Raw genomic sequence first — 23,174 nt, 5'->3', positions numbered from 1 at the left:
GTCCGCAGCCCTTCGGGTCAGTTGAGCGGTCCGCCGGCCACGTACATGACCTGGCCGGAGACGAAGCCGGCCGCGTCGCCCGCGAAGAAGGCGATGGCGTTGGCGATGTCGTCGGGGACGCCGACGCGCTGGACCGGGATCTGCGTGGCGGCGGCCGCCTGGAACTCCTCGAAGCCCATGCCGACGCGGGCCGCGGTCTGCGCGGTCATCTCGGTGACGATGAAGCCGGGCGCGACGGCGTTGGCGGTGATGCCGAACTTGCCGAGCTCCTTGGCGAGGGTCTTGGTGAAGCCCTGGAGACCGGCCTTGACCGCCGCGTAGTTGGCCTGGCCGCGGTTGCCGAGCGCCGAGGAGGAGGACAGCGACACGATACGGCCGAACTTGGCGTCCACCATGTGCTTCTGGACGGCCTTCGCCATCAGGAACGCGCCCTTGAGGTGCACGTTCATCACGGTGTCCCAGTCGGACTCGCTCATCTTGAAGAGGAGGTTGTCGCGGAGCACGCCCGCGTTGTTGACGAGGATGGTCGGGGCGCCGAGCTCGGCGGCGACCCGCGCGACGGCGGCCTCGACCTGGGCGCTGTCCGACACGTCGCAGCCGACGGCGAGGGCCTTGCCCCCGGCGGCCGTGATCTTCTCGACGGTGTCCTTGCAGGCCGCCTCGTCGAGGTCGAGTACGGCGACGGCACGGCCCTCGGCCGCCAGACGTACCGCGGTGGCGGCACCGATGCCCCGGGCCGCTCCCGTCACGATGGCTACGCGCTGCTCGCTGGTCGACATGCTTGGCTCTCCTCGCCCTTGGATAGCGGCTCAGCGGACGTCGGGGGCTCCGGAGAGAAACCGCCCGATGACTGAGCAACCGCTTAGTACCTTCAGCAGACGAGACGCTAGAAGCCCTGGCACCCGGTGTCAACGGGCCACGGGCGCAGCGGCGCATGTCACACTCCGCCGGGCCGCCGTGCCGCGAGGGCGGACGGCGGCCGGGGCGGGAATCAGCGCACCAGCAGGTCGAGCAGCCGCTCCACCTCGGCCTCGGGGTCGGCGGTGAGGCCGCTGTGCACGGGACCGGGCTGTACGACGGTGGAGCGCGGCGCGATCAGCCAGCGGAAGCGGCGGCCCGCGTCGTCGCCGGCGGCCTGGCCCGCGTCCGTACCGCCGCGGCAGACGCCCTCGACGGCGTGCAGCGCGGCGCGGACGCCGGTCACGTCGGCGCCGGGGTCGAGCGCCTTCAGCTTGGTCTCGTCCAGCTCGGTGCGGGCGGCCACGAAGCCCTTGGCGCGGCAGTAGACGACCACCCCGGCGTTGAAGCACTCCCCGCGCTGGACGCGGGGGACGACGCGCAGCAGCGCGTACTCGAAGACATCGCGCCCGCTCATGCCCGGCCGCCCTTCTCGCCGTCGGCGGCGTGGCCGCGCGGGGCGAGCCGTTCGGTGATCCAGCCCGGGGCCTGGGACGGTTTGTCGGGGGTGGGCGCGTCCAGGACGATGCGCTCGTGGATGGTGGCGGCGCGGGCGGCCAGCGCGTCCATGTACGCCTGCCGCAGCTCGTCCGTCGAGCCGAAGCCCGGCTCGTCCACCAGCCACTCGTCGGGGACGTCGGCGGCGGCCTCGGCGAGCAGCTCGGGCGTCACCAGCGGGGCGAGCTCGGCGGCGGCCGACGCGATGTCGGGGCCGAAGGGTGCGAGCGCGTGGTCGGAGGCGTTGTACGGCTTGGCGGCGGACGCCTGGGCGCCGGGCCAGTTGTGGTGCCAGATCATGGTGGCGCCGTGGTCAATGAGCCACAGGTCGCCGTGCCAGACGAGCATGTTGGGGTTGCGCCAGGACCGGTCGACGTTGTTGATCAGCGCGTCGAACCAGACGACCCGCCCGGCCTCGCGCGGGTCGACCTCGTAGGCGAGCGCGTCGAAGCCGAGCGAGCCGGGCAGGAAGTCCATCCCGAGGTTCAGTCCGCCGCTGGCCTTCAGCAGCTCCTGCACCTCCTGGTCGGGCTCGGCGAGCCCGATGACCGGGTCGAGCTGGATCTGCACGAGCTCGGGCACCCGCAACCCGAGCCGCCGCCCGAGCTGCCCGCAGATCACCTCCGCGACGAGGGTCTTGCGGCCCTGCCCGGCTCCGGTGAACTTCATGACGTACGTGCCGAGGTCGTCGGCCTCGACGATCCCGGGGAGCGAGCCGCCTTCACGCAGGGGCGTGACATAGCGGGTCGCGACAACCTCTTGCAACACTTTCCCAGGCCACCCATCTCTTCTGCCCGAGCGGACCGTCGAGGGCGCCGCGTCGCAGGCCGCCCCCTCCGGTATGAAGTGAGCATAGTAACCGAGGGTGACCGCCGACGAAGAGTGGGAGAGCGAGGGCGCCTGGACGCCCGCGCGGAGACGCCACTGACGTCACGCGTGCGGATTCAGGCCGAGGGGCACTTCCCTGTCGCGACGTGCAGTTCGACGTGTTCCGAGGCGTCGTACGGCGCGCCAGGTTTCGGGCTCTGGCTGCAGATTTTCCCGTGCACCTGAGGGACGTCCTCCGGGCCGACAGCGCCGCGGCTTCCGTCGAACACAGCAATGAACTGGCTGTTGTACCCCTTCTTCAGCAGCTGCTCATAGGATTCCTCGAAATCCTTGCCCATGAGGTCAGGCGTCTTGGGCGTGGGAACATGGGCGTCCCAATGATCCGGGCACTTTTCCTCACGCGGGACAGCAGCGAAATCAATGGAGTCCGGAGCCATTCCCTTTCTCGTCAGGCAGGCCCTCCACAGTTCCGTGTGCTGCAAATCCACGGTCCGGCCGAGGTCTGTCGCATCCCGGACGGAGAAGCCCAGGCCCTTCCCGGCGGCTTCTTTCATTTTTATGGGCAGGCTGTCCGGAGGCAGGGGCGCAGACGCGGGTTTGCTTGGTGCGGCCGACGCCGTGCCGTCGGACGTATGGTTCGAGCAGCCTGCGCTCAAGGCGGCAACGGCCAGGATCGAAGCCATGCTCCTGCCGAACGATTTCAGTTTCATGGCCCACTTTCCCGTTACTGTGCGCTGCGCGGCGGCCATACCGGCGATTCCTCGGTACCGACTGCGATCAAGGGGATCGACGTCGCGCAGGCCGACGGGCATGGCGAGTCCTCATACGATCGCCATGCCCGTCCTGGTTGCTTAGGGCTCAGGCCCAAACGGCGGTGCCGACATCGGTGTTCGGGTTGCAGCCGGAGGTCCAGTCGAGTCCGCCGGTCGGCGTGCCCTGGTAGTTACCGGTGCACGACCAGATGACCAGCGGCCTTCCCTCTGCGATGTCCAGGTTCTTCGTGAGGGTGGTGCCGGCGCCGCTGTGGTTCCAGTAGTAGTAGGTGCTCGCCGCGCTCCCGTAGCTCAGCACACCGATACCGGAACGCCCGTCCTTCTTGAGGTCGTAGATGGTGAATATCTCGCCGTAGGCCTTGAAGTGTGCCTTCGCCGGGAAATCGCCGCCGACCGGCCTGGCGTATGCCGTGCCGTCCTGGCTGCCGTCCGCGTGGCTGGTGGCCGCGCTCGTCATCGTAAATGCGAGGGCTGCGACTGCGACACTGAGGGCTCTCGTGATCTTGTTCATTTCAACTCCCATGAAACGAGTAGCTGCATGCTGCAACTGAAGGTCTTGTGAAACTCGCACGCCGTTCGCGTGGGGTCTTGTTCATGCGCGCACCCATCGGGTCGCGACATGTTGGTGAGCGACCGGACGGTCAAGGCGGCAGACACGTGACTCTCGCCATGAAGAATTCCCCTCCCCAGAGGACAGCTGACTGCGACCGACTCCCATGTCGTCACAGTCGGTGACCTGTTCGATGGCGCGCAGAGCGGTACCGGCCCGTACGCCGGTCCAGACCATAAGCACCTCAAGCCGCATCGGCGCGCTCAGCGATCATGAATGGCTGGTTTCGTGATCGGATCCCTTGATTCCGGATCCACCTGGGGACCAGGCGCTACCTGCGCTGATGACAGAAGGTCAGGTTCCGGTGTGCGGGAGGCGCCGAACGGAATGGCTTGTTTCCAACCCCCGCAGTCCGGAGAGTGCCGTCGTCATATGACTCAGGTCTTCAGGGCAGCCGGGCAGCCGTGTGACCGCCAGTCACCAAAGGCGGCGCCGATGAGCTCGCGGGCGCGTTCAGTGCTGCGTCTTCGACGCCCAGACCGGTGCGCCTCCCGAGTAGATGACCAGGTTGCCGTCCTTCTGGAGGCGCAGGATCGCGCCGCGGTGGCCCTGGGTCTTGCTGGCCCAGACCGGGCGGCTGTCGGAGGTGTAGACGACCAGGTTGCCGTCCGCCTGGAAGACCGCCTGGTAGTTGTGGCCGAAAGTCATCGTGGCCCAGCGGGGCTTGTCGTTCTCGTCGTAGACGACGAGGTTGCCGTCGCGCTGCATCCGCAGCCTCGTCCTGTTCGCCTCGATGGATTCGCCCGCTCGCAGCACCCTGGTGGCCGTGACCGTGATGTCCGCCGGCCGGGACGGCTTCTTCACCGGTTTCGGGGTCGGCTTCGCCGTCTGCTTCGGGCTCGGCTTCGGTGAGGGCTTCTTCGTCGGGGAGGGCGGGGGCGGCGCCACCGGGGCCTGCTTCGGCACGACCTCCTTCGGCGTCGGTGTCTTCTTCGGCTTCGCCGGCTTCGAGGGCGACGCGCTCGACGAGGCGTACGCCTGCGCCCCCTCCTTGGTCGGTTCGCCGCCGCCGAGGAGTGTGCCCGCCTGGTTGGCGACCGTGGTGTCGTGCCGCTCGGGCTCACCGTGGCGGCTCATGAGAAGGACCGGCACGGCGACCAGGGCGGCGCCCAGCAGCGCGGCGCCCGCCAGCAGGGGGCGGCTCGGGCGCCCCGCGGGGGCCGCCGCACCGGGCGGCGGGTCCTCCGACGCCGCAGCCGCCAGCGCCTCGGCGACTCCCGGCTCCGCCGCCGCGTCGGGGGCGGAAGCGGAGGTCTCCGCCTCGGGCGCGGAAGCAGCCGCTTCCGCCTCGGGTTCGGGGGCCGAGGTCCCGTCTCCCTTGTCCGGCGCCTGCTCATCCGGCGCCTGCGCCGGGCGCGTACCGGCGGAGGCCTCCTCGGGAACGGCAGCGGCGGTCCCGGGCGCCGTCTCCGGAGCGGGGGTCGCCGCAGCCCCCTCCGCCGTCGCGTTCGCTGCCGTTCCGGTCCGGTCCGTCATCTGGCCCCATCCGTCCCGTAGTTCGTCGTACGTCCCCGTGAGCGCTCTCATTCACGCACACATGTGGGGGACACGTCATATCTCTGGAATGAACAATGGGTCTCGGGGAAATCCCGGGCCGTGTACGGGTGTTACAGATCATCCCGTAATGCGCGGTCCGCCGCCCTCCGGGGTGGGATCGCAGGTGGCAGGAAGGCATGATGGGGCCGACCGCAACCCACGGGTGCCGATACAAGGAGGTCAGCGGAGTGCGCCAGGTACTGACGATCTGTCCGGAGGGCACCGGGGACGCCCGGACGATCGCAGAGGCTCTGGCGAGGGCGCGCGGCGGGGCGGTGCTCAGCGTGCGCCCGGGAACGTACGAGGAGAACCTCGTCGTCACCACCCGCGTGACCATCGTCGCCGAGCAGTCACGCGGCAGCGTCCGCCTTGCACCGCGCACCGGGACCGTGATCTCGCTGCGCGCCGACGCGTTGATGCTGACCGATCTGGTGGTGCAGGGCCAGGACGAGGAGGCGCCCGTCGTGGACGCCTCGCACGGGCAGGTCGCGATGCAGAGCTGCGACGTCTCCGGTGCGTCCTGGGCGACCGTCCTCGCCCGCAACTCCGGCTCGCTGGCCATGCGCGAGTGCCGGGTCTCCAGCCGGACCGGCGCGGGCGTCGTCGTCACCTCGGGCAGTGAGAGCTCGCTGGAGTCGTGCACCTTCGAGCACCTGGGCACCAGCGGCGTGGTGATCGGCGAGCGCGGCAGGGCGACGGTACGCGGTTGCACCGTGCGCGACGCACGCGGCAACGGCCTGCTGGCCAACGGCGACGCCCAGGTCTCCGTCGAGGACTGCGACCTCTCCTCGACCGACAAGCCCGCGCTGGCGCTGGAGGAGCGCAGCGCGGTCCGGGTACTGCGGACCGTGATCCACGACACCGCGATCGGCGCGCACCTGACCAGCGCCGCCCGGGTCGAGCTGGACGACGTGCGGGTCAACGGCACCACCGGCCAGGGCATCGTCGTCTCGCACGGCGCCGACCCGGTGCTGCGCCGCTGCCGCACCTCCCGCACGGCGGGCAACGGCCTCTTCGTCACCGACCGTTCGCGGGGCACGTACGAGGACTGCTGGCTGAGCGGCGCCCAGGCACCGGCGCTGCGCGTGGCGGGTTCCTCCTCCCCCACCCTGACCTCACTGACCGTCCGGGACGGCGAGGCCGAGGCCGTGCTGCTGGAGGAGGACTCGGCGGCCGAGCTGGACCGCGTGGAGATCCTGGACGTCAGGGGCACCGGTGTGGTGGTCAGGGGCGGTGCCAACCCGCTGGTGCGCAGGGCCCGCATCACCGGGACGGGCGGCACCGGCGTCTCGGTGACCGACGGCGGGCGCGGCCGGGTGGAGGACTGCTCGGTGGAGTCGCCAGGCGGCGCCGGGGTGACGGTGGCCTCGGGCGGCAACGTCTATCTGGCGGGCCTGCAGGTGACCGGTCCCGGCGGCGCCGGTCTGGAGATCGGCGGCGAGGGCACGGCGGCGCTGCGCGACGGCGAGCTGGTGTCGGCGGGCGGCTGCGGTGTCGTCGTGGACAGCGGCGGCGAGCTGACGGCGACCCGGGTGCGGGCCGCCGCCGCCACCGACTACGGCTTCCTGGTCCGCGAGGGCGGCCGGGCCAACCTCAACGGCTGCGAGGCGGCGGGCAACGGCCGGGACGGCATCCGGGTGGAGACCGAGTCGCCGGTGTCGGTGGTCGGCTGCACCGTGCGCGAGAACAAGGGCGGCGGGCTCGTCCAGTCCAGGGCCAGTGGCCGGCTCGCGGTGGAGAACCTGAACAGCACCGGCAATGAGGCCCGGGACGCCTGGGGTTACGGCGAGGCCGAGGGCACCGACCCGGCGGGCACCGTGCCCGAGTCGGACGGTCCCGGGCGCCCGGACGGCCCCATGGCCGCGCTGGAGAACCTGATCGGCCTGGACAACGTCAAGGAACAGGTCCGCACGCTGGTCAACCTCACCCAGCTCGCCCGGCGCCGCGCCCAACTCGGCATGTCCGCACCGCCGATGAGCCGGCACTTGGTCTTCGCGGGCCCGCCCGGCACCGGCAAGACGACGGTCGCGCGGCTCTACGGCACGATCCTGGCCGAGCTCGGGACGCTGCGGTCCGGGCATCTGGTCGAGGTCTCCCGGGCCGATCTGGTCGCGCAGGTCATCGGCGGTACCGCCATCAAGACCACGGAGACCTTCGAACGGGCGCTGGGCGGCGTGCTCTTCATCGACGAGGCGTACGCGCTCACCTCCGACTCGCGCGGCTCGGGCGCCGACTTCGGCCGGGAGGCCGTGGACACGCTGCTGAAGCTGATGGAGGACCACCGGGACGACGTGGTGGTCGTGGTCGCCGGCTACTCCGGTGAGATGCGCGGCTTCCTCGGCTCCAACCCGGGCCTGGCCTCCCGGTTCTCGCGGACGGTGGAGTTCGAGAACTACTCGGTCCCCGAACTGGTGGAGATCGTGGAGAGCATGTGCGGGCGCCACCAGTACGTGCTGAACGACGAGACCCGCACGGCGCTCGCGGCACACTTCGACCGGATACCGAAGGACGCCGGATTCGGCAACGGCCGGGCGGCACGGCAGGTCTTCGAGGAGATGGTGGACCGGCAGGCGGTACGGCTGGCCTCGCTGGCCCAGGTCACCGAGGAGGACCTCACGCTGCTGCTGCCGCAGGACATCAGCGAGGAGGCCGCCCGCCACTCCGAGGCCGGTCCGGACGGCGCCGACGCCGGGGACGACGCGCTCAGCCGCCTGGACGCCCTGGTCGGCCTCTCCGCGGTCAAGCGGGACGTCACCGACCTGGTCAACCTGGTCTCGACGGCCCGGCAGCGGGCGGCCGCCGGGCTGCCGGTGCCGCGCCTCAGCCACCACCTCGTCTTCACCGGGCCACCCGGCACCGGCAAGACGACGGTGGCCCGGCTCTACGGCGAACTCCTCGTCTCCCTGGGCGTGCTGCCGCGCGGCCAGCTGGTCGAGGTGTCCCGCGCCGACATGGTCGGGCGCTACGTGGGCCACACCGCGCAGCTCACCAAGGAGGTCTTCGAGCGGGCGCTGGGCGGTGTGCTCTTCATCGACGAGGCGTACACGCTCACGCCGCGCGAGGCGTCCGGCGCCGACTTCGGCCGGGAGGCCGTGGACACGCTGCTGAAGCTGATGGAGGACCACCGCGACCAGGTGGTCGTCATCGTCGCCGGTTACACCAGCGAGATGGAGGGCTTCCTGGCCTCCAACCCCGGTCTGCACTCGCGGTTCTCACGGAAGATCGAGTTCGCCGACTACTCGTCCGACGAGCTCGTCACCATCGTCCGCCAGCACGCGCTGCTGGCCGGGTACGAGTGCGGCACCGGGCTCGGCTCGGTCCTGCGGCACCACTTCGACACCCTGCCGCGCGACCGGTCGTTCGGCAACGCGCGCACCGCGCGTCAGGTGCTGGAGCGGATGATGACCCGGCAGGCCGGACGGCTCAGCCGGGTGGCCGCGCCCAGCCTGGACGATCTGCGGCTGCTGCTCCCGGAGGACCTCGCCGACCCGGTGTCGGCGTCCGCCTCCGGCGGGGCGGGGGCGTGACGGCGATGCGCGGGAGGACGCTGCCCCGGGCCGCCGCCGGAGCGCTGGCCCTGCTGCTGACGGCCGCGCTGAGCGGCGCCGGTGCCGTGAGCGCCGCGGCGGACGGCGGGAACACGGTCGAGCTGCCGGTGCTCAGGACGAAGCTGACGGACAACGTCGACTGCGCCGGGGGTTCGGCGCGGCAGGCCACCGCCGTGCCGTGGGAGCAGGTCAGCCTCCAGCTGGGGCGGGCCTGGCAGTTCGCCTCCGGCTCCGGGGTCAAGGTCGGCGTGGTCGACACCGGCGTCTCGGCCTCCGCGCCCGCGCTGAAGGGCCGGGTGACGGCGGTCGGCGCGGCCGGAAAGGACTGCGTCGGACACGGCACCTTCGTGGCCGGGCTGATCGCCGCGCAAGCGGACCAGGGGGTGAAGTTCGCGGGTGTCGCGCGGCAGTCGGCCATCGTCGCGGTACGCGGAACCGACGAGCGCGGCGCCGCCACGGCCGGGCGGGTCGCCTCGGGCATCGAGGCCGCCATCGGGGCCGGTGCCCGGGTGGTGACCGTGTCGGCGGCGTTCGCGGACGACTCGGCCGCCCTGAGGTCCGCGGTGCGCCTGGCCGCGAAGAAGGACGTGCTGCTGGTCGCCGCCGCCGTGCCGGACTCGCCGACCGGCGGGGTGGGCCAGGAGGTTCCGGCCCGGGACTACTACCCGGCCGCCAGTGACGGGGTGCTGTCCGTACTCGACGTGGACGTCAAGGGTGAGCGGCCGACCGGCTCGTACACCACCGGGAGCGCCCAGCTCGCGGCGCCCGGTGACGGGGTGGTCGGGATCGGTCCGTCGAAGCACGGCCACTACATCGGTTCGGGGGCCTCGCTGGCCGCCGGGTACGTGGCGGGGGCGGCGGCGCTGGTGCGATCGGTGCACCCGGAGCTGACGGCCGCGCAGACCGCCGGTCTGCTGCGCTCCTCGGCCTACCCGGACGCCGTGCCCCGGCTCGACCCGTACGCCGCCGTCACCGCGGTCCTCGCCACCGCCTCCACCGCCGCGAAGGCGCCGGGGGGACCGGCCGCGGCCACGGAACAGGCCGCCCCGGTGCGGATGCCGGAGGACCGGGCCGCCGGGCCGCTGCGCCGCGCGATGTGGCCGACGCTGGCCGGTGTGGCCGTGGTGGTCACCGTCGTCTGGCTCGCCGTGATCATCCCCCGGGGCCGCCGCACGGGCTGGCGCCCGTCCGCCCGGCGCCCCTGAGGGAGCGGCCCCGCGCCTCCGACAGGGGTTTGCCGTCTACTCCTCCGTGCCCGCCGCCAGCGCCGTCTGGATCAGTACGGGCTTGCGCCGCACGATGTGCAGCGCGCGCCCCGGCGGCAGCACGCGGGGCTTCACGTTCCCGAAGACGTACCCCTCGGACGGCGGTGTGGACATCAGGACGCCCGGGGTGTTGACCTCGTCCAGGCGTCGAAGCAGCTGGTCGTTGAGGCCGCGTCCGGCGCCGGTGGCGGACCGTACGACGACGATGTGCAGGCCCAGTTCGTGGCCGAGCGCGAGGTGGTCGAAGAGCGGTGCGAAGGGATGGTCCAGCACCGTGCCGCCGCCGACCATGTCGTAGTCGTCCACGAGGACGAACAACCGGGGGCCGGTCCACCAGTCGGCGCTGCGCATCCGGGCCGGTGTGATCTCCTGGCCGGGCAGCCGGGTCAGCAGCGCCTTCGCGGAACCGCCGACGAGCTGCTTGAGGGCGTCGATGGAGACGGCGTGCCCGAGCCGGTACTCCTCGGGCACCGCCTCCACCAGGTCGCGGCGGTAGTCGACCACGAGGATGCGGGCCTCGGTCGGCGCGTAACGGGCGACGATCGCGTCCGCCACCACCCGCAGCAGGTTGGTCTTGCCGCTCTCGGTGTCGCCGACGGCGACGAGGTGCGGGGTGCGGGAGAAGTCGTGCCAGACGGTGTCGAGCGTCTCCTCGTCCTGGCCGAGGGGCAGCCTGAGGCTCTGCCCCTGGCCGAGCTCCGGCTCGGGCAGCTCCGCGGCCGGCAGCCGGTGCGGCAGCATCCGCACCTGCGGTGCGCGCGGCCCCTGCCAGGCGGCGGCGATGCGCTCGACCAGGTCGCTGACGCCCTCGCTCAGCGTCTCCGGGTCGCTGGAGCCGTCGCCCCGGGGCAGCGCGGAGAGGAAGTGCAGCTTGGAGTCGACGGTGAGCCCCCGGCCGGGCGTACGGGGCACTCCGGCGGCCTTGCGGATGTCGACAACAGAGTCCATCGTGTCGCCGAGCCGGAGTTCCAGGCGGGTCGCGGCCTGGTCGCGCACCGGGGCGGTCAATTCCAGCCATCGCGAGGTCGCGACGATCAGGTGGATGCCGTAGTTGAGGCCGCCGGTGGCGATCTGGTTGAACGTCGGGATGAACTGGTCGAAGTTCTGCCGGACCGTGGACCAGCCGTCGATCACCAGGAAGATGTCGCCGTGCGGCTCGTCGGGGAACTCCCCCGCGGCGCGGCGGCGCCGGTAGGTGGCCATCGAGTCGATGCCGTGTTCCAGGAAGAACTGCTCGCGGCGGGTGAGCACGGTGGTGACCTCGGCGACGGTCCGGCCGATCCGGTCCGTGTCGAGGCGGGCGGCGACGCCGGCGACGTGCGGCAGCCCGGTGAGCTGGGAGAGGGTGCCGCCGCCGAAGTCGAGGCAGTAGAACTGCACTTCGCGCGGGGTGTGGGTGAGCGCGAGGCCCATGATGAGACTGCGCAGCACGGTCGACTTGCCGCTCTGCGAGCCGCCCGCGACGGCGACGTGGCCGCCGGCCGCCGCGAGGTCCACGACGAGGGGGTCGCGGCGCTGCTCGAAGGGCTTGTCCACGAGGCCGACGGGGACCCGCAGCTTGCCGGTGCCGTTCCACCGCGGCGCGGTCAGGCCGCGTTCCGGGTCGACGGTCAGGCCGTGCAGCAGGGCGTCGAGCGGGGACGGGGTGTCCAGCGGCGGCAGCCACACGCGGTGGGCGGGCGGCCCGGCGTCGCGCAGCCGGTCCAGGGCGACCGACAGCAGGCTGGAGCTGTCGTCCGCCTCCTCCTCCGCCTCCGGCTCGACGGCCGCCGGGGCGGGCGCGCGGGGCACCACGTATCCGGCGGACCAGGGCACGACCTGGCTGGCGACGCGGGCCTGGGCGACGGCGCCGCCGCGACGGCGGTAGGGGCCGGAGACGTAGGCGGCACGGAACCGGGTCAGCGCCTCGACGCCGCTCTTCAGGAAGCCGCTGCCCGGCTGGGAGGGGAGTTCGTAGGCGTCGGGGACGCCGAGGACGCCGCGGGACTCCATCGCGGAGAAGGTGCGCAGCCCGATCCGGTAGGACAGGTGCGACTCCAGCTGGTGCATGCGGCCCTCGTCCAGGCGCTGCGAGGCGAGCAGCAGGTGCACGCCCAGGGACCGGCCGAGGCGGCCGATCATCACGAACAGCTCCATGAACTCCCGGTGAGCGGCGAGGAGTTCGCTGAACTCGTCGACGACGACGAACAGGCTGGGCAGCGGGGCGAGGTCGGCGCCACCGGCGCGTGCCCGCTCGTACTCCAGGGCGGAGGTGTAGTTGCCGGCCGCGCGCAGCAGTTCCTGGCGGCGCAGCAGTTCGCCGTGGAGGGCGTCCTGCATGCGCTCGACCAGTGCGGCCTCGTCGGCGAGGTTGGTGATCACGGCGCTGGTGTGCGGGAGTTCGTCCAGGCCGAGGAAGGTGGCGCCGCCCTTGAAGTCGACCAGGACGAAGTTGAGCGTCTCGGAGGAGTTGGTGAGGGCGAGGCCGAGGACGAGGGTGCGCAGCAGCTCGGACTTGCCGGAGCCGGTGGCGCCGATGAGCATGCCGTGCGGGCCCATGCCTCCCTGCGCGGACTCCTTGATGTCCAGCTCGACCGGGCGGCCGTCCGCGCCGACGGCGACCGGCACCCGCAGCCGTGCGGAGCCGTTGTGCCGCCGCCACAGCGACTCGGGGTCGAGGCGGTGCAGGTCGGGGATGCCGAGCAGGGTGGTGAGCTCCATGTCGGCGGAGAGCGGCTCGACCGCGTCGGCGGTGAGGCTCATCCGGTACGGGGATATCAGCCGGGCCAGGGTCTCGGCGGCGACCGGGCCGACCTGGTCGGGACGGCCAAGGACGGTCGTCTGTTCCTTGCGGCTGCGGTCGGTGCGCACCAGGGCGACGGTCTCGGGGGTGACGTCGAGGCGGAGGGTGGTGCGGCCGGGGCGCCAGGTGAGCGTGCCCGAGAGGTCGAGGATGACGGCGTTGCGGTAGCCGGGGCCGTCGAAGCGGTGGCCGGCCGGGACGGTGGCGCCGTCCACGACGACCACGACGAGCGGCTCGTCGCGGCCGGGCACGGCGTCGGGGTCGAAGGCGGGCCGCTCGGAGAACTCGCTGCCGAGCTGGTTCTCCAGATCGGTGAAGGCGGAGGCGACCATGCGCAGCGGTCCGGCGCCGTCGGTCTCCTGGGGGTGCTGGTTGTGCGGGAGCCACTTCACCCACTCCCACTCGGCGCGGTGCTCGTCGTCGGCGCACACCGCGATCCACACCTCCTCCGGCGGGTGGAAGACCGCGAGCTGGCTCAGCGCCGCGCGCAGCATGCCCCGCGCGGCGTCCTGGTCGCCGCGCAGCAGCACCCGGGACCAGGACCGCAGGTAGAGCGCGATGGGCTGGCCGGGCACGGTGCTGTAGGCGCGGATGAAGCGGCGCAGGGCGTGCGCGCACAGCGGTTCGAGGTCCTCGACGGGTTTGGTGGAGACGGGGTTGAGCCGCAGGGCGAGCTGCTGGTCGCCCACGGCGATGCGCAGTTCGGCGAAGTCGACGTCCTTGGTGCGGCGTTCCCACAGCCGGGTGGTACGCACCATGGAGCGCAGCACGGTGGGCTCGGGGTGGCGCCAGGCGAGGGCGAGTTGCTGCTCCACGACGGTGCGCTGCACGGTGCGCCGGCTCTGCGCCAGGTAGCGCAGGTAGTCACGGCGTTCGCCGCGCAGCCGTTGCTTGCGGTCGCCCGCCTTGCGCATGACCTGACCGACCATCATCGCGGCGGCGGCGAGCACCATCATGCCGAGCGCGATGTACATGAAGATGCCGGAGCCCTGGCCTCCCATGCGCAGGAACATCAGCATCATCGAGACCGACATCATGGCCATCGGCAGGTACGTCCACACCGCGGACGTGTCCGGCACGGTCTCCATCAGGGTCGGCGGTTCCTGCAGCGTCAGCTCGCCGCTCGGCATGTCGGGTCCGCGGCGACGGGCCGGACGACGGAACAGGACCACGCTCAACGCTGGGGCTCCTTAGTGGTCTTCGCGCACGCGGCGGTACGTGGGGGGAGGCTCACGGTCCGGGTGCCGACGCCGGCGGGCGCGCCACGGGCAGGCCGTACGGGCGGCGGAGTCCTGGGACGTCCGGCCGGTATGTGTGCCGTGCACGTTGCCGGGGGCTCCCGTTACGACGGCCTCCGGGAGTGACAGTAGTGTGCACCCCGTCAACTCCGTAAGTCCACGTCACCCCCTCCCTCCCCACGCTCCCCACCGTTCAGCTGTCGTCCATCTCTTCCGCGCCACCTCCCCCTCAGTGGCCTGCAACACCGCACGCCACGCCCTCCGTTCCGACGCTCAGGAGACGTGAGCCCCGGTATGACCGACACCTCCGTGGCCGACCTGTGCCACCTGACCGTGCGCGCCCCGGGCCGCACCATCGACCTCTCCGTGCCCTCCGACGTGCCGGTGGCCGACCTGCTGCCGACGGTGCTGCGGTACGCGGGTGAGGACATCGAGGAGACCGGCCTCGAACACGACGGCTGGATACTCCAGCGCCTCGGCGGGCGACCGCTGGACGACGAGGCGACGCTGGCGACCCTGGGGCTGACCGACGGCGACGTCCTGCATCTGCGACCGCGCACCGACGCGCTGCCCGAGGTGCGCCTGGACGATCTGGTCGACGGGATCGCCTCGGTCACCCGCGACCGGCTGCACGACTGGAGCGAGGGAGCGGCGCGGCACCTGCTGCGCGCCCTGGTCGCGGTGGCCGTGCTGGCCGGTCTGGCGCTGCTGGCGTGGCCGGGCGGGTCGGTGGCGCTGCGCGCGGGCGCGGCCGTCGCCGCCGGTGCGCTGCTGCTGGCCGGTGCGGCCTCGGCGAGCCGGGCGGTGGACGACGGCGCTACCGGCGCGGTCCTCGGTCTGCTGGCCTCCCCGGCGCTGGCGCTGGCGGGCTGGCTGGTGCCGGGCGGCGAGCTGAGCGGGCCCCAGGCCCACCAGGTGCTGGGCGCGCGGCTGTTGGGCGCGGCGGCGGCCTGGGCGGGCGGCGCGGTGCTGGCGCTGGCGGCCACCGCGGTGCGTACGCCGGTCTTCCTGGCTTCCGCGCTGACCGCGTTCGCCGCGGCGGTGGGCGGTGCGGTGATGACCCTCTTCGATCTGCGGGCGGCCACCGCGGCGGGCGTGGTGGCGATGCTGACGGTGCTGCTCGGCGGTCTGGTGCCGGCGCTGTCGTTCCGGTTCGCGGGGATGCGGATGCCGGCGCTGCCGACCAACGCCCAGCAGCTCCAGGAGGGCATCGAGCCCTACCGCGGCAACGATGTCGCGCTGCGCACCGAGCTGGCCGGCGAGTGGATGACGGCGCTGTACGGGGCGACGGGCGTGCTGGCGTCGGCCTGCCTGGTGGCGCTCGCGCACCGGCCCACGCTGCCCGCGCTGCTGTGCGCGCTGGTGCTGTCGCTGCTGCTGCTCCTGCACGGCCGGGGCCTGGTGAACACCACGCAGCGGCTGGTGCTGGTGCTGCCCGGCGCGTGGGGTCTGCTGCTGCTGGCCTTCGGCTGGGGGCTGGCACTGACCGGTGTCGACCGGGTGCTCCTGGTGGTGGGTCTGCTGGTGGCCGCGACGGCGCTGACGATCGCGGTGTGGACGGTGCCGGGCCGCCGTCTGGTGCCGTACTGGGGCCGGGCCGCGGAGCTCCTGCACACCCTTCTGGCGGTCTCCCTGCTGCCGCTCACGCTCTGGCTGCTGGGCGTCTTCGGCGCCCTGCGCGGCTGGAACGGATGACGGACCGGCCGGGCACCGCGACGACGACGAACCACTGAGAGCAGGAGGCGACCGTGCGGTCCAAGCGCGACCAGGTGCAAGCGCACACGTTCATGATGGGGCGGCTGACCTCGGGCATGCTGCTGGCCGACCCGGACGCCCCGGAGAGCCCGCTGGGGCGCACCACCCGCGGTGCGCTGATCGGCATCATCGTCGGCATCCTGATCGCCGCCGGTGCCTTCGTCTACGGGCTGCTGCGGCCGGGCGGCAACGACGCCTGGCGCAGCGGCGACACCCTGATCGTCAACAAGGACACGGGCGCCCGCTACCTGTACGCGGACGGCCGGCTGCGTCCCGTACGCAACTACGCGTCGGCGCTGCTGATCGGCGGCGCGGACCTGGGCACGACCGCGGTGGGCACGAAGTCGCTGAGCGGCACCCCGGTGGGCACTCCGGTCGGCATCACAGGCGCCCCCGACGGCGTACCGGGCGCGGGTGACCTGGAGACGTCGGCGTGGGAGGTGTGCTCCACGGGCCGCGGCGAGGAGACGACCCTGGTGCCGGGCGCGCCGGTGGAGACCCGGCCGGTCGGCGCGGGTTCGGCGCTGGTGGTGCGGGGGCCGGACGACCGCACGTACCTGATGTGGCAGGGCAGCCGGCTGGAGCTGGACCGGAAGTCGGGTGCCGCGGAGTCGCTGGGCTACGGCGCGGTGACGCCCCGCCCGGTGTCGGCGGCGTTCCTGGACGCCCTGGTCAGCGGCCCGAAGCTGGCCACCCTGAAGGTCGCGGAGCGGGGCGCGCAGGGCCCGTCGCTGGCGGGCGGGAAGACCCGGGTCGGTCAGGTCTTCCGGATGACGGCGGGCTCCGTGAGCCAGGACTACGTGCTCCAGAAGGACGGCCTGCACGCTGTGACGGCCACTCAGGCGGCGCTGCTGCTGGGCGACCCGGAGACCCGCGGGAAGGCGTACGACGGCGCGCCCCCGGCCGCCGTCGCGATCGGCGTCTCCGATCTGCGCGCGCACCAGGCGCCGGGCACGGCGGGCACCGACCCCTCGGTGGCCGGGCTGCCGGACAGTCCCCCGGCGGCGCTGCGGCTGCCCGCCGGGCAGGCGGCGTGCACGCGGGTCGATCCGGAGGGCGGCGAGGTGCGGGTGACCTCGGTGCGGATCGACCGGGCGGCGCTGTCGCCCTACGCCGCGGCCGACTCCGCGGCGCTGGTCCCGGCCTGTGTGGCGGTGGACCATGTGGTGACGCGCCCGGGGCACGGCACGCTGGTGCGGGTGCTGGGCGCGGCCGGGGCGACGGTCGGCAACAGCACGTTCCTGGTGGGCGACGACGGGGTCAAGTACCGCGTCGCGGACGCGGAGGCGCTGGCCGCCCTCGGGTACTCCGAAGGCGATGCGGTGAAGGTGCCGTCCACGCTGTTGTCGCTGCTGCCCACCGGCCCGGACCTGAGTACGCAGGCCGCGGCGCGGTCCAACGCGGGCACGGGTGCGGAGAAGGCCGCGCCGGGTCCCGCGACGCAGTGCCGGACCGGGGACGTCGCGTCGGGACCGTGATCCCTTCCGGCGCCGGAGAGGTTTCCCGCCGGTTAACGAGCCGGGAAGACATCGGGCTTCAACCTCAGATCTACCTCAGCTTGTTGTTTTCTCAACTTGCCTCACTTTAGGCTCGAGTTGCTCGTACCAAGATCCGACTCACGAAAGGTGGGACGATGGCGGGAGACGGCCAGCAGTCAAGCGAGTCATCAACCCGGAACGGCATCCAGGCCCTCGAATCGGCCTTCAGCGGAATCATGAAGATCCGTCAGGATGTCGACGGCACCAAGTCCACCCTGGGCTCCGGCTACCAGGGCAGCGACGGCGGCCAGTACGGCCAGCTCCTCGCTCAGTGGGACGGCCAGTGCAACATCATCCTCAAGAACCTCGAGGACGTCATCGACCGGCTGAACCAGAGCCTCGTCGAACACAACAAGACCCAGGGCTCTTCGAACGACGCGATCAACCAGGCGTACAACGCCTCCCAGTCGGCCTTCGATCAGCTGGCCGGCTGACCCGGACGCCTCGTCGGCACCAGGGCCTCCCGGTGACCTACCGGACAGGCCGCCCCCCTCAACCGTGTGAAAGAGGCAGACCGTGGCAGACAACCTGAGCGACGGTTTCATCTACGTCAGCTACAACCACATGTCGAACGCGGCAGACGACATGGTGATGCAGACCAAGGCGATCGCCCAGACGCTGTCCAACCTTGAGGCAGAGCTCAGCGAGCTGTCCAAGACCTGGTACGGCAACGACGGCGACACGTACCGCCAGAAGCAGGCCGCCTGGGACGGTGCGGTACAGAACATGGAGACGCTGCTCACCTCGCACGCGCAGCTTCTGAGCGACATCTCCGGCAACTACAAGTACAGCGAGAACTCGCTCAGCCAGATGTGGTCCGAAGTGACCATCGGCCGCTGAGCAGACGTCCCGACCGCGCCGACCGGTCCGCCCTCGGTCGGCGCGGCAGAGGCATCTCCCCGTACCGTCGCCGTGCCGCACGCCGGTCCGGCGTATCCCGCCACCGGAGGCACCCATGGCAGACCTGACGCATCTGGACTCGACGGCACTCAAGAACTTCAAGAACAACGATGTCGGGGACTTCATCACCGACCTGCTCAACATCCGCAAGGACAACGCGGGCGTCCGCTCGCTGAAGAACCTGGTCGCGGAGACCGGTTCGGGCTCGGCGTCCGGTGACGCCAAGATGCTGCGCATCGGCCTGATGGGCGGCGGCGACAGCGAGGACCCGACCGGCGGCTCGGCACTGATCGAGGCGCTGAAGACGCAGGGCGGCGCGCTGGACGGCATCTTCAAGAGCCAGAAGGTCCTCTTCGACGACATCGAGTCCGCTCTCGAGGAAACCATCACCACGCTGCTGAAGACGCAGGGCGACACCCTGGCCTCGATCGAAGGCGAGAAGCTGATGGACATCTTCGACACGGTGGACGACGACATGAGCGGCACCGGCTCCGACAGCTGACGCCGGGCCCCGCGTCCTCCTCTCCCCCACCCCCCTCAGCCCCAGCAGCGGAGTCCGTGCCATGGCCGACGACGGCAAAAGTACTTCCGGAACGCCCACCTACGACCCGGACGACTACTACGCCCAGGCGATCACCAACTTCACCGGCTACACCATTCCGGCCCGGTCCAGCCTGTTCAACTCCCTCAGCAGCGACAGCGGCGACGACTTCTCCGACCTGAAGCTGTTCCGGATGGAGATCTCCGGGCAGACCATGCGCGCGGTGTCCACGGAGGACTACACGGCGCTCAGCGGCTTCCAGAAGAGCAAGGGCGAGGACTACGACCTGGCCTTCTACGACGCGGGCGGCGACGGCGCGCACAACAGTGTGAGCCTGAAGAAGGCGCGGATCGTGATGATCGGCGTGGGCGTGGGCGACGACGGCCGCGCCGACCTGTGGGGGGACGGGGCGATCTCCGGCGGCGGTGAGTTCGAGGGCTCGTACTCGCACGTCCAGTGGGACTCCGGCCCGATGGCCCAGTACATCTCCGGCAGCAAACTGGCCTTGGACGAGCTGCTGAACAACCACACCACCAAGGGCTGGAGCTTCAGCAACCTGTCGGTCCTCGATGGCAACGCTGTCGAGTTCAAGTCCTTCGAGGAGACGGGTCAGTCCTTCGACCGGGCGATGCAGTTCTTCAAGGACCACTCGGACGTCGTCAACGGGTGGATGAAGTCGCTCGGCGAGGACCAGGCCGCGTGGAAGGGCAAGGCGGCCAGCCTCTTCTGGCACCTGCTGAAGGAGCTGAAGACCAACTACGACGGTTACGTCTCCCAGTTGGGCGGCCGTGACTACAGCCCGAAGAACACCACGGTGGGCGGCTACGTCCCCAAGTCGAAGCTGAGCGACGCCCTGGCCGCCGCGCAGACCGCGCTCAAGGACGCGGTAACCGACCTCCAGACGGCGTGGAACAACTGGGCCAAGGACGGCCAGCACGATCCGCACAGGCACCTGGTGAAGGTGCTGGACGACGTGTCCGGCTTCGTCCTCAAGGACAACATCCAGCACGTGAACGTGAAGACCCAGTACTACGGCGGCTACGGCGGAGGCGGCTCGTACAAGACGTACTCGACCACGGCCGAGTTCAAGCAGACCTCCGAGTACGGCGACCTCACCCAGCACACCACCTGGAAGAAGATCGCCGACGCGGCCGTCAAGAGCTGGTCGGACCACGCCGACACGATGCTGAAGCAGCCGGCCATCGACGCCCTCAGCAACGTGAAATCCGCCTGGGCCGATGTGACGGACGCCTTCGACCAGGAGGTCACCGACAAGAACTCCGAGACGCTGGCCGAGGTCCTCGCCAAGGAGGAGGCCGACATCGCGGAGGACGAGGCCAACGCGAACAACGACAAGCTGAACGACTACCTCGACGGCCTCAACGACAACATCAACACGATCGGTGACGGTCTCAACGACCTCAACGACGGGCTGAACGACAGCCTCAACAACCTGGGCGACGGGTTCAAGGACCTCAACGACGGCCTCAACGACGGGCTCAACGGCCTCGGAGACGGGTTCAAGGACCTCAACGACGGGCTCAACGACAACCTGAACGGGCTGAACGACGGGCTCAACGACAGTCTCAACGGGATCAACGACGGACTCAACGAGAGCCTCAACGGTCTCGGCGACGGGCTCAACGGCCTCGGGGACGGTGTCAACAACCTCGGTGACGGCCTCAACAACAACTTCAGCACGCTCAACGACGGGCTGAACAACGGACTGGGCGACGGGCTGGGACCGAACGGCGACCCGAACTCCCCGCTCGGTGGGCCGAACCCGTCCGCGCTGGTCCCTCCGATCACCTCGCTGCTGAACAACGGCCTGAACGACGGCCTGAACAACCCGGACAAGAACGGGGGTTCCTCACTGCTGAACTCCCCCACCGGAGGCAACACCCAGCTCAACGACGACGGCACGCTCACCACGAAGTTCCCCGACGGCTCGACGCAGACCATCGACCCGCGCACCGGCCTGGTCACCAGCACATCCCCGGACGGTGTGACGTCGACCTCGCAGCTCAACCCGGGCACCAGCCTGCTGAACCCGGACGGATCGACCACCACGCTCAACGACGACGGCACGCTCACCACCACCTTCCCGGACGGTTCGAGCCAGACCCTCGACCCGAAGACGGGCCACGTGGAGACCCTCAACCCGGACGGCAGCCTGTCCGAGTCGACGCTCGACCCGACCGACGGTGCCTTCACCCACCCGGGCGGCTCCACGTCCCAGCTCAACGGCGACGGCACACTGACGACGAAGTTCCCGGACGGTTCGACGGAGGTCCTGAACCCGGACACCGGCCAGGTCACCGTCACCGACCCCTCGGGCCACGTCACCACCCACCAGCTCAACCCCGGCGAGTCGTTCACCAACCCGGACGGGTCCACCACCACCCTGAACGACGACGGCACGCTGACCACGAAGTTCCCCGACGGCTCGACGGAGACCCTCAACCCGGACACCGGGCAGCTCACCACCACCGACCCCGCCGGACACGTCACCACCACCGACCTGAATCCGGCCCCGAACACCTTCACCACACCGGACGGGTCCACGGCGCAGCTCAACCCGGACGGCACCATCAGCACGCACTTCCCGGACGGTTCGACGGAGGTCCTGAATCCGGACACCGGCCAGGTCACCGTCACCGACCCCTCGGGCCACGTCACCACCCACCAGCTCAACCCCGGTGAATCGTTCACCAACCCGGACGGGTCCACCACCACCCTGAACAACGACGGCACGCTGACCACGAAGTTCCCGGACGGCTCCCAGCAGGTCCTCGACCCGGATACGGGCCGGCTGACCACCACGGACGCCGCCGGGCACACCACCACGACCGACCTGAACGGTGACGGGCCGTCGTCGCTCAACACCCGCATCCCGGACCTCGACAGCCTCAACCACAACGGTCCGGACACCGACGGGCTCAACACCCAGGGCCTCGACGGCCCGCCCACCTCGTCGCCGCTCACCCACACGTCCGGCCTGAACACCCACGGACCGGGCGGCTCGCTGAACGCGTCCGGCGGCCCGGACTCCAGCCTGGACGACTACTACGACGACTACGACAGCACCCCGTACGGCGGCGGCTCCCTGGGGTCGAACACCCCCGCCACCGCCGCGCTCACCGGCAACTCGCCGGCGCAGTCCGCGAACGGCACCCCGCTCAACCCGATGGGCATGGGGGGTGGCGGCATGCCCGGCATGGGCGGCGCGGGCGGCGGCGGCCAGGGCACCAGCGAACGCACCCGGGCCGTCCTCACCGACCCGGTCGGCAGTGCCCGGGGCGGGCGCGTCGGACGGGCCGCGGCGGGAGCCGACGAGGACGAGGAGATCGTGTACACCCGGCCGACCACGTCCAGTTCGCCCTACCCGGTGGGCGGGCCCGGCGGCGCCGGCCAGGGCTCCACGACCACGGAGAGCGGCGACCGCGCCCGCGAGGCGTGGCTGGCTGAGGACGACGATGTGTGGGGAACCGACGACGGCGGCGCCCCGGCGGTCATCGGACGCTGAGGACGCACGCGGGGCGAGGCGGGAGAGAACGGGAGAGGGAGTGCGCGGTGAACAGTGAGTCGATCGAACAGCGGCTGGCCAAGGCGATGGCGGAGCTGGAGGAGACCGAGGCCGCAGTGGCGCGCGCCGAGAGCGAACTGGCCCACGCCGAGGCGACGGTGCGCTCGGCGGACCGCTCGGTCGAGGTGACCGTCTCCGCCCAGGGGGACATGACCGCACTGACCTTCCTGGACGACAAGTACCGTACGATGCCCGCAGGTCAGCTCGCTGCCAGCGTGCTGGAGGCGGCGCAGGAGGCGCGAGCCCGGATGGCCAGGCGGGTGATGTCCACCTTCGAGCCGTTCACCCAGGCGCACGCGGAAGCGCCCGAACTCACCGGCTTCGACGTGGACTGGAACAAGATCTTCGGGCCCGGCGTGCTGGAGGGCCCGAAGGGTGACCGCCGCCGCGGCTCCGGCCGGCTCCGTGACGAGATCAGCGAAGACCCGGAGGACTGAGGAGACGATGACGGAGAACGCGTACTACGCCAGCATTCCCGGCCTGGCCGGCGGCACCCGGCAGCTCCAGGCGATCAGCGACTACGCCGTCGACATGTTCAACGAGTTCTTCCACGACGTGTCGGCGACCAGCGACTGGCCCGGCAAGGACGACAGTTACGCCAAGACGATGATCCCGCAGGAGAAGAAGCAGCGGGAGGGCGCGGTGGACACCGGCAAGGCCCTGACCGAGGCCATCGTCGGCGTGGGCGACGGCACGCTCGCCAACCTGAAGAGCGTCCTGACCACGCTGGGCGGCAACCTCGACGCGATCCACGAGTCCCACATCGACAACAGCAACGTCTCCGGCGGCACGCACGGCGGCGGCAGGCACTGACGGACC

General features: G+C 71.2%; 17 protein-coding genes. 10 read left to right on the top strand and 7 right to left on the bottom strand.

All coding sequences use genetic code 11. The features are described 5' to 3' along the window. Positions 1–17 precede the first annotated feature (17 nt). The 6 genes from fabG to AMK18_RS29105 form a co-directional block, all read right to left on the bottom strand. Entirely contained in the window at positions 18–779 is a 762-nt protein-coding gene (gene fabG, locus AMK18_RS29130) for a 3-oxoacyl-ACP reductase FabG (RefSeq protein WP_018105161.1), read from the bottom strand. Positions 780–991: 212 nt separating this feature from the next. Continuing rightward, entirely contained in the window at positions 992–1,375 is a 384-nt protein-coding gene (locus tag AMK18_RS29125; RefSeq protein WP_018105160.1) for a DUF3037 domain-containing protein, read from the bottom strand. Continuing rightward, positions 1,372–2,223, bottom strand: a complete 852-nt coding sequence (locus AMK18_RS29120; protein ID WP_198957103.1) for a HipA family kinase — start codon at positions 2,221–2,223, stop codon at positions 1,372–1,374. The genes AMK18_RS29125 and AMK18_RS29120 overlap by 4 nt, the downstream gene beginning before the upstream one ends. A 176-nt stretch (positions 2,224–2,399) precedes the next feature. Next, entirely contained in the window at positions 2,400–3,095 is a 696-nt protein-coding gene (locus tag AMK18_RS35360; RefSeq protein ID WP_241836665.1) for a hypothetical protein, read from the bottom strand. 46 nt (positions 3,096–3,141) lie between these two features. Further along, positions 3,142–3,567 (bottom strand): hypothetical protein, encoded by a 426-nt coding sequence (locus AMK18_RS29110; protein WP_018105157.1) that lies wholly within the window; start codon positions 3,565–3,567, stop codon positions 3,142–3,144. Positions 3,568–4,119: 552 nt separating this feature from the next. After that, positions 4,120–5,193: a hypothetical protein gene (locus AMK18_RS29105; RefSeq protein WP_241836664.1), complete on the bottom strand. Its 1,074-nt coding sequence runs from the start codon at positions 5,191–5,193 to the stop codon at positions 4,120–4,122. A 197-nt stretch (positions 5,194–5,390) separates the two neighbouring features. Here AMK18_RS29105 and AMK18_RS29100 point away from each other — a divergent pair, with 197 nt between their 5' ends. Together AMK18_RS29100 and AMK18_RS29095 are read left to right on the top strand one after the other, a co-directional pair. Next, complete coding sequence (locus tag AMK18_RS29100) at positions 5,391–8,729, top strand: right-handed parallel beta-helix repeat-containing protein (RefSeq protein ID WP_073865116.1); 3,339 nt, start codon at positions 5,391–5,393, stop codon at positions 8,727–8,729. After that, a complete protein-coding gene (locus AMK18_RS29095; protein WP_073865115.1) occupies positions 8,726–9,955 on the top strand; it encodes a S8 family serine peptidase in 1,230 nt (409 codons plus the stop codon). Before AMK18_RS29100 ends, AMK18_RS29095 begins: the two co-directional genes overlap by 4 nt. 36 nt (positions 9,956–9,991) lie before the next feature. Here the strand turns inward: AMK18_RS29095 and eccCa are convergent, their stop codons facing one another. Beyond that, complete coding sequence (eccCa, locus tag AMK18_RS29090) at positions 9,992–13,927, bottom strand: type VII secretion protein EccCa (protein WP_073865114.1); 3,936 nt, start codon at positions 13,925–13,927, stop codon at positions 9,992–9,994. A gap of 402 nt (positions 13,928–14,329) precedes the next feature. Between eccCa and eccD the strand changes: the two genes are divergently transcribed. From eccD to AMK18_RS29050, 8 genes are all read left to right on the top strand, one after another. Continuing rightward, positions 14,330–15,730: a type VII secretion integral membrane protein EccD gene (eccD, locus tag AMK18_RS29085; protein ID WP_073865113.1), complete on the top strand. Its 1,401-nt coding sequence runs from the start codon at positions 14,330–14,332 to the stop codon at positions 15,728–15,730. Positions 15,731–15,783: 53 nt separating this feature from the next. Next, entirely contained in the window at positions 15,784–17,268 is a 1,485-nt protein-coding gene (eccB, locus tag AMK18_RS29080) for a type VII secretion protein EccB (protein ID WP_073865112.1), read from the top strand. A gap of 155 nt (positions 17,269–17,423) precedes the next feature. After that, complete coding sequence (locus AMK18_RS29075; protein ID WP_018105150.1) at positions 17,424–17,762, top strand: hypothetical protein; 339 nt, start codon at positions 17,424–17,426, stop codon at positions 17,760–17,762. Positions 17,763–17,844: 82 nt separating this feature from the next. Beyond that, positions 17,845–18,168 carry a WXG100 family type VII secretion target gene (locus tag AMK18_RS29070; protein WP_018105149.1) on the top strand — a complete coding sequence of 108 codons (324 nt, stop codon included), beginning with the start codon at positions 17,845–17,847 and terminating at the stop codon, positions 18,166–18,168. Between the two features lie 115 nt (positions 18,169–18,283). Beyond that, positions 18,284–18,730, top strand: coding sequence for a type VII secretion system-associated protein (locus AMK18_RS29065; RefSeq protein WP_018105148.1), 447 nt, complete (start codon positions 18,284–18,286; stop codon positions 18,728–18,730). Between the two features lie 61 nt (positions 18,731–18,791). Then, positions 18,792–22,295: an AAWKG family protein gene (locus tag AMK18_RS29060; protein WP_073865111.1), complete on the top strand. Its 3,504-nt coding sequence runs from the start codon at positions 18,792–18,794 to the stop codon at positions 22,293–22,295. 47 nt (positions 22,296–22,342) lie between these two features. After that, complete coding sequence (locus AMK18_RS29055; RefSeq protein ID WP_018105147.1) at positions 22,343–22,792, top strand: YbaB/EbfC family nucleoid-associated protein; 450 nt, start codon at positions 22,343–22,345, stop codon at positions 22,790–22,792. A 7-nt stretch (positions 22,793–22,799) separates the two neighbouring features. Further along, entirely contained in the window at positions 22,800–23,168 is a 369-nt protein-coding gene (locus tag AMK18_RS29050; protein WP_073865110.1) for a hypothetical protein, read from the top strand. Positions 23,169–23,174 lie beyond the last annotated feature (6 nt).

This window comes from Streptomyces sp. CB01249, from assembly GCF_001905735.1.
Lineage (GTDB): Bacteria > Actinomycetota > Actinomycetes > Streptomycetales > Streptomycetaceae > Streptomyces.
Note: the sequence above shows the minus strand (reverse complement) of the source record. Positions and strands in the feature narration are given on the sequence as shown.

Coding starts and splice junctions, on each gene's coding strand:
- AMK18_RS29065 (WP_018105148.1), top strand. CDS start 18,284: ATGGCAGACCTGACGCATCTGGACTCGACGGCACTCAAGAACTTCAAG.
- AMK18_RS29110 (WP_018105157.1), bottom strand. CDS start 3,567: ATGAACAAGATCACGAGAGCCCTCAGTGTCGCAGTCGCAGCCCTCGCA.
- AMK18_RS35360 (WP_241836665.1), bottom strand. CDS start 3,095: ATGCCCGTCGGCCTGCGCGACGTCGATCCCCTTGATCGCAGTCGGTAC.
- AMK18_RS29060 (WP_073865111.1), top strand. CDS start 18,792: ATGGCCGACGACGGCAAAAGTACTTCCGGAACGCCCACCTACGACCCG.
- fabG (WP_018105161.1), bottom strand. CDS start 779: ATGTCGACCAGCGAGCAGCGCGTAGCCATCGTGACGGGAGCGGCCCGG.
- AMK18_RS29125 (WP_018105160.1), bottom strand. CDS start 1,375: ATGAGCGGGCGCGATGTCTTCGAGTACGCGCTGCTGCGCGTCGTCCCC.
- eccD (WP_073865113.1), top strand. CDS start 14,330: ATGACCGACACCTCCGTGGCCGACCTGTGCCACCTGACCGTGCGCGCC.
- eccCa (WP_073865114.1), bottom strand. CDS start 13,927: ATGCCGAGCGGCGAGCTGACGCTGCAGGAACCGCCGACCCTGATGGAG.
- AMK18_RS29050 (WP_073865110.1), top strand. CDS start 22,800: ATGACGGAGAACGCGTACTACGCCAGCATTCCCGGCCTGGCCGGCGGC.
- AMK18_RS29075 (WP_018105150.1), top strand. CDS start 17,424: ATGGCGGGAGACGGCCAGCAGTCAAGCGAGTCATCAACCCGGAACGGC.
- AMK18_RS29105 (WP_241836664.1), bottom strand. CDS start 5,193: ATGAGAGCGCTCACGGGGACGTACGACGAACTACGGGACGGATGGGGC.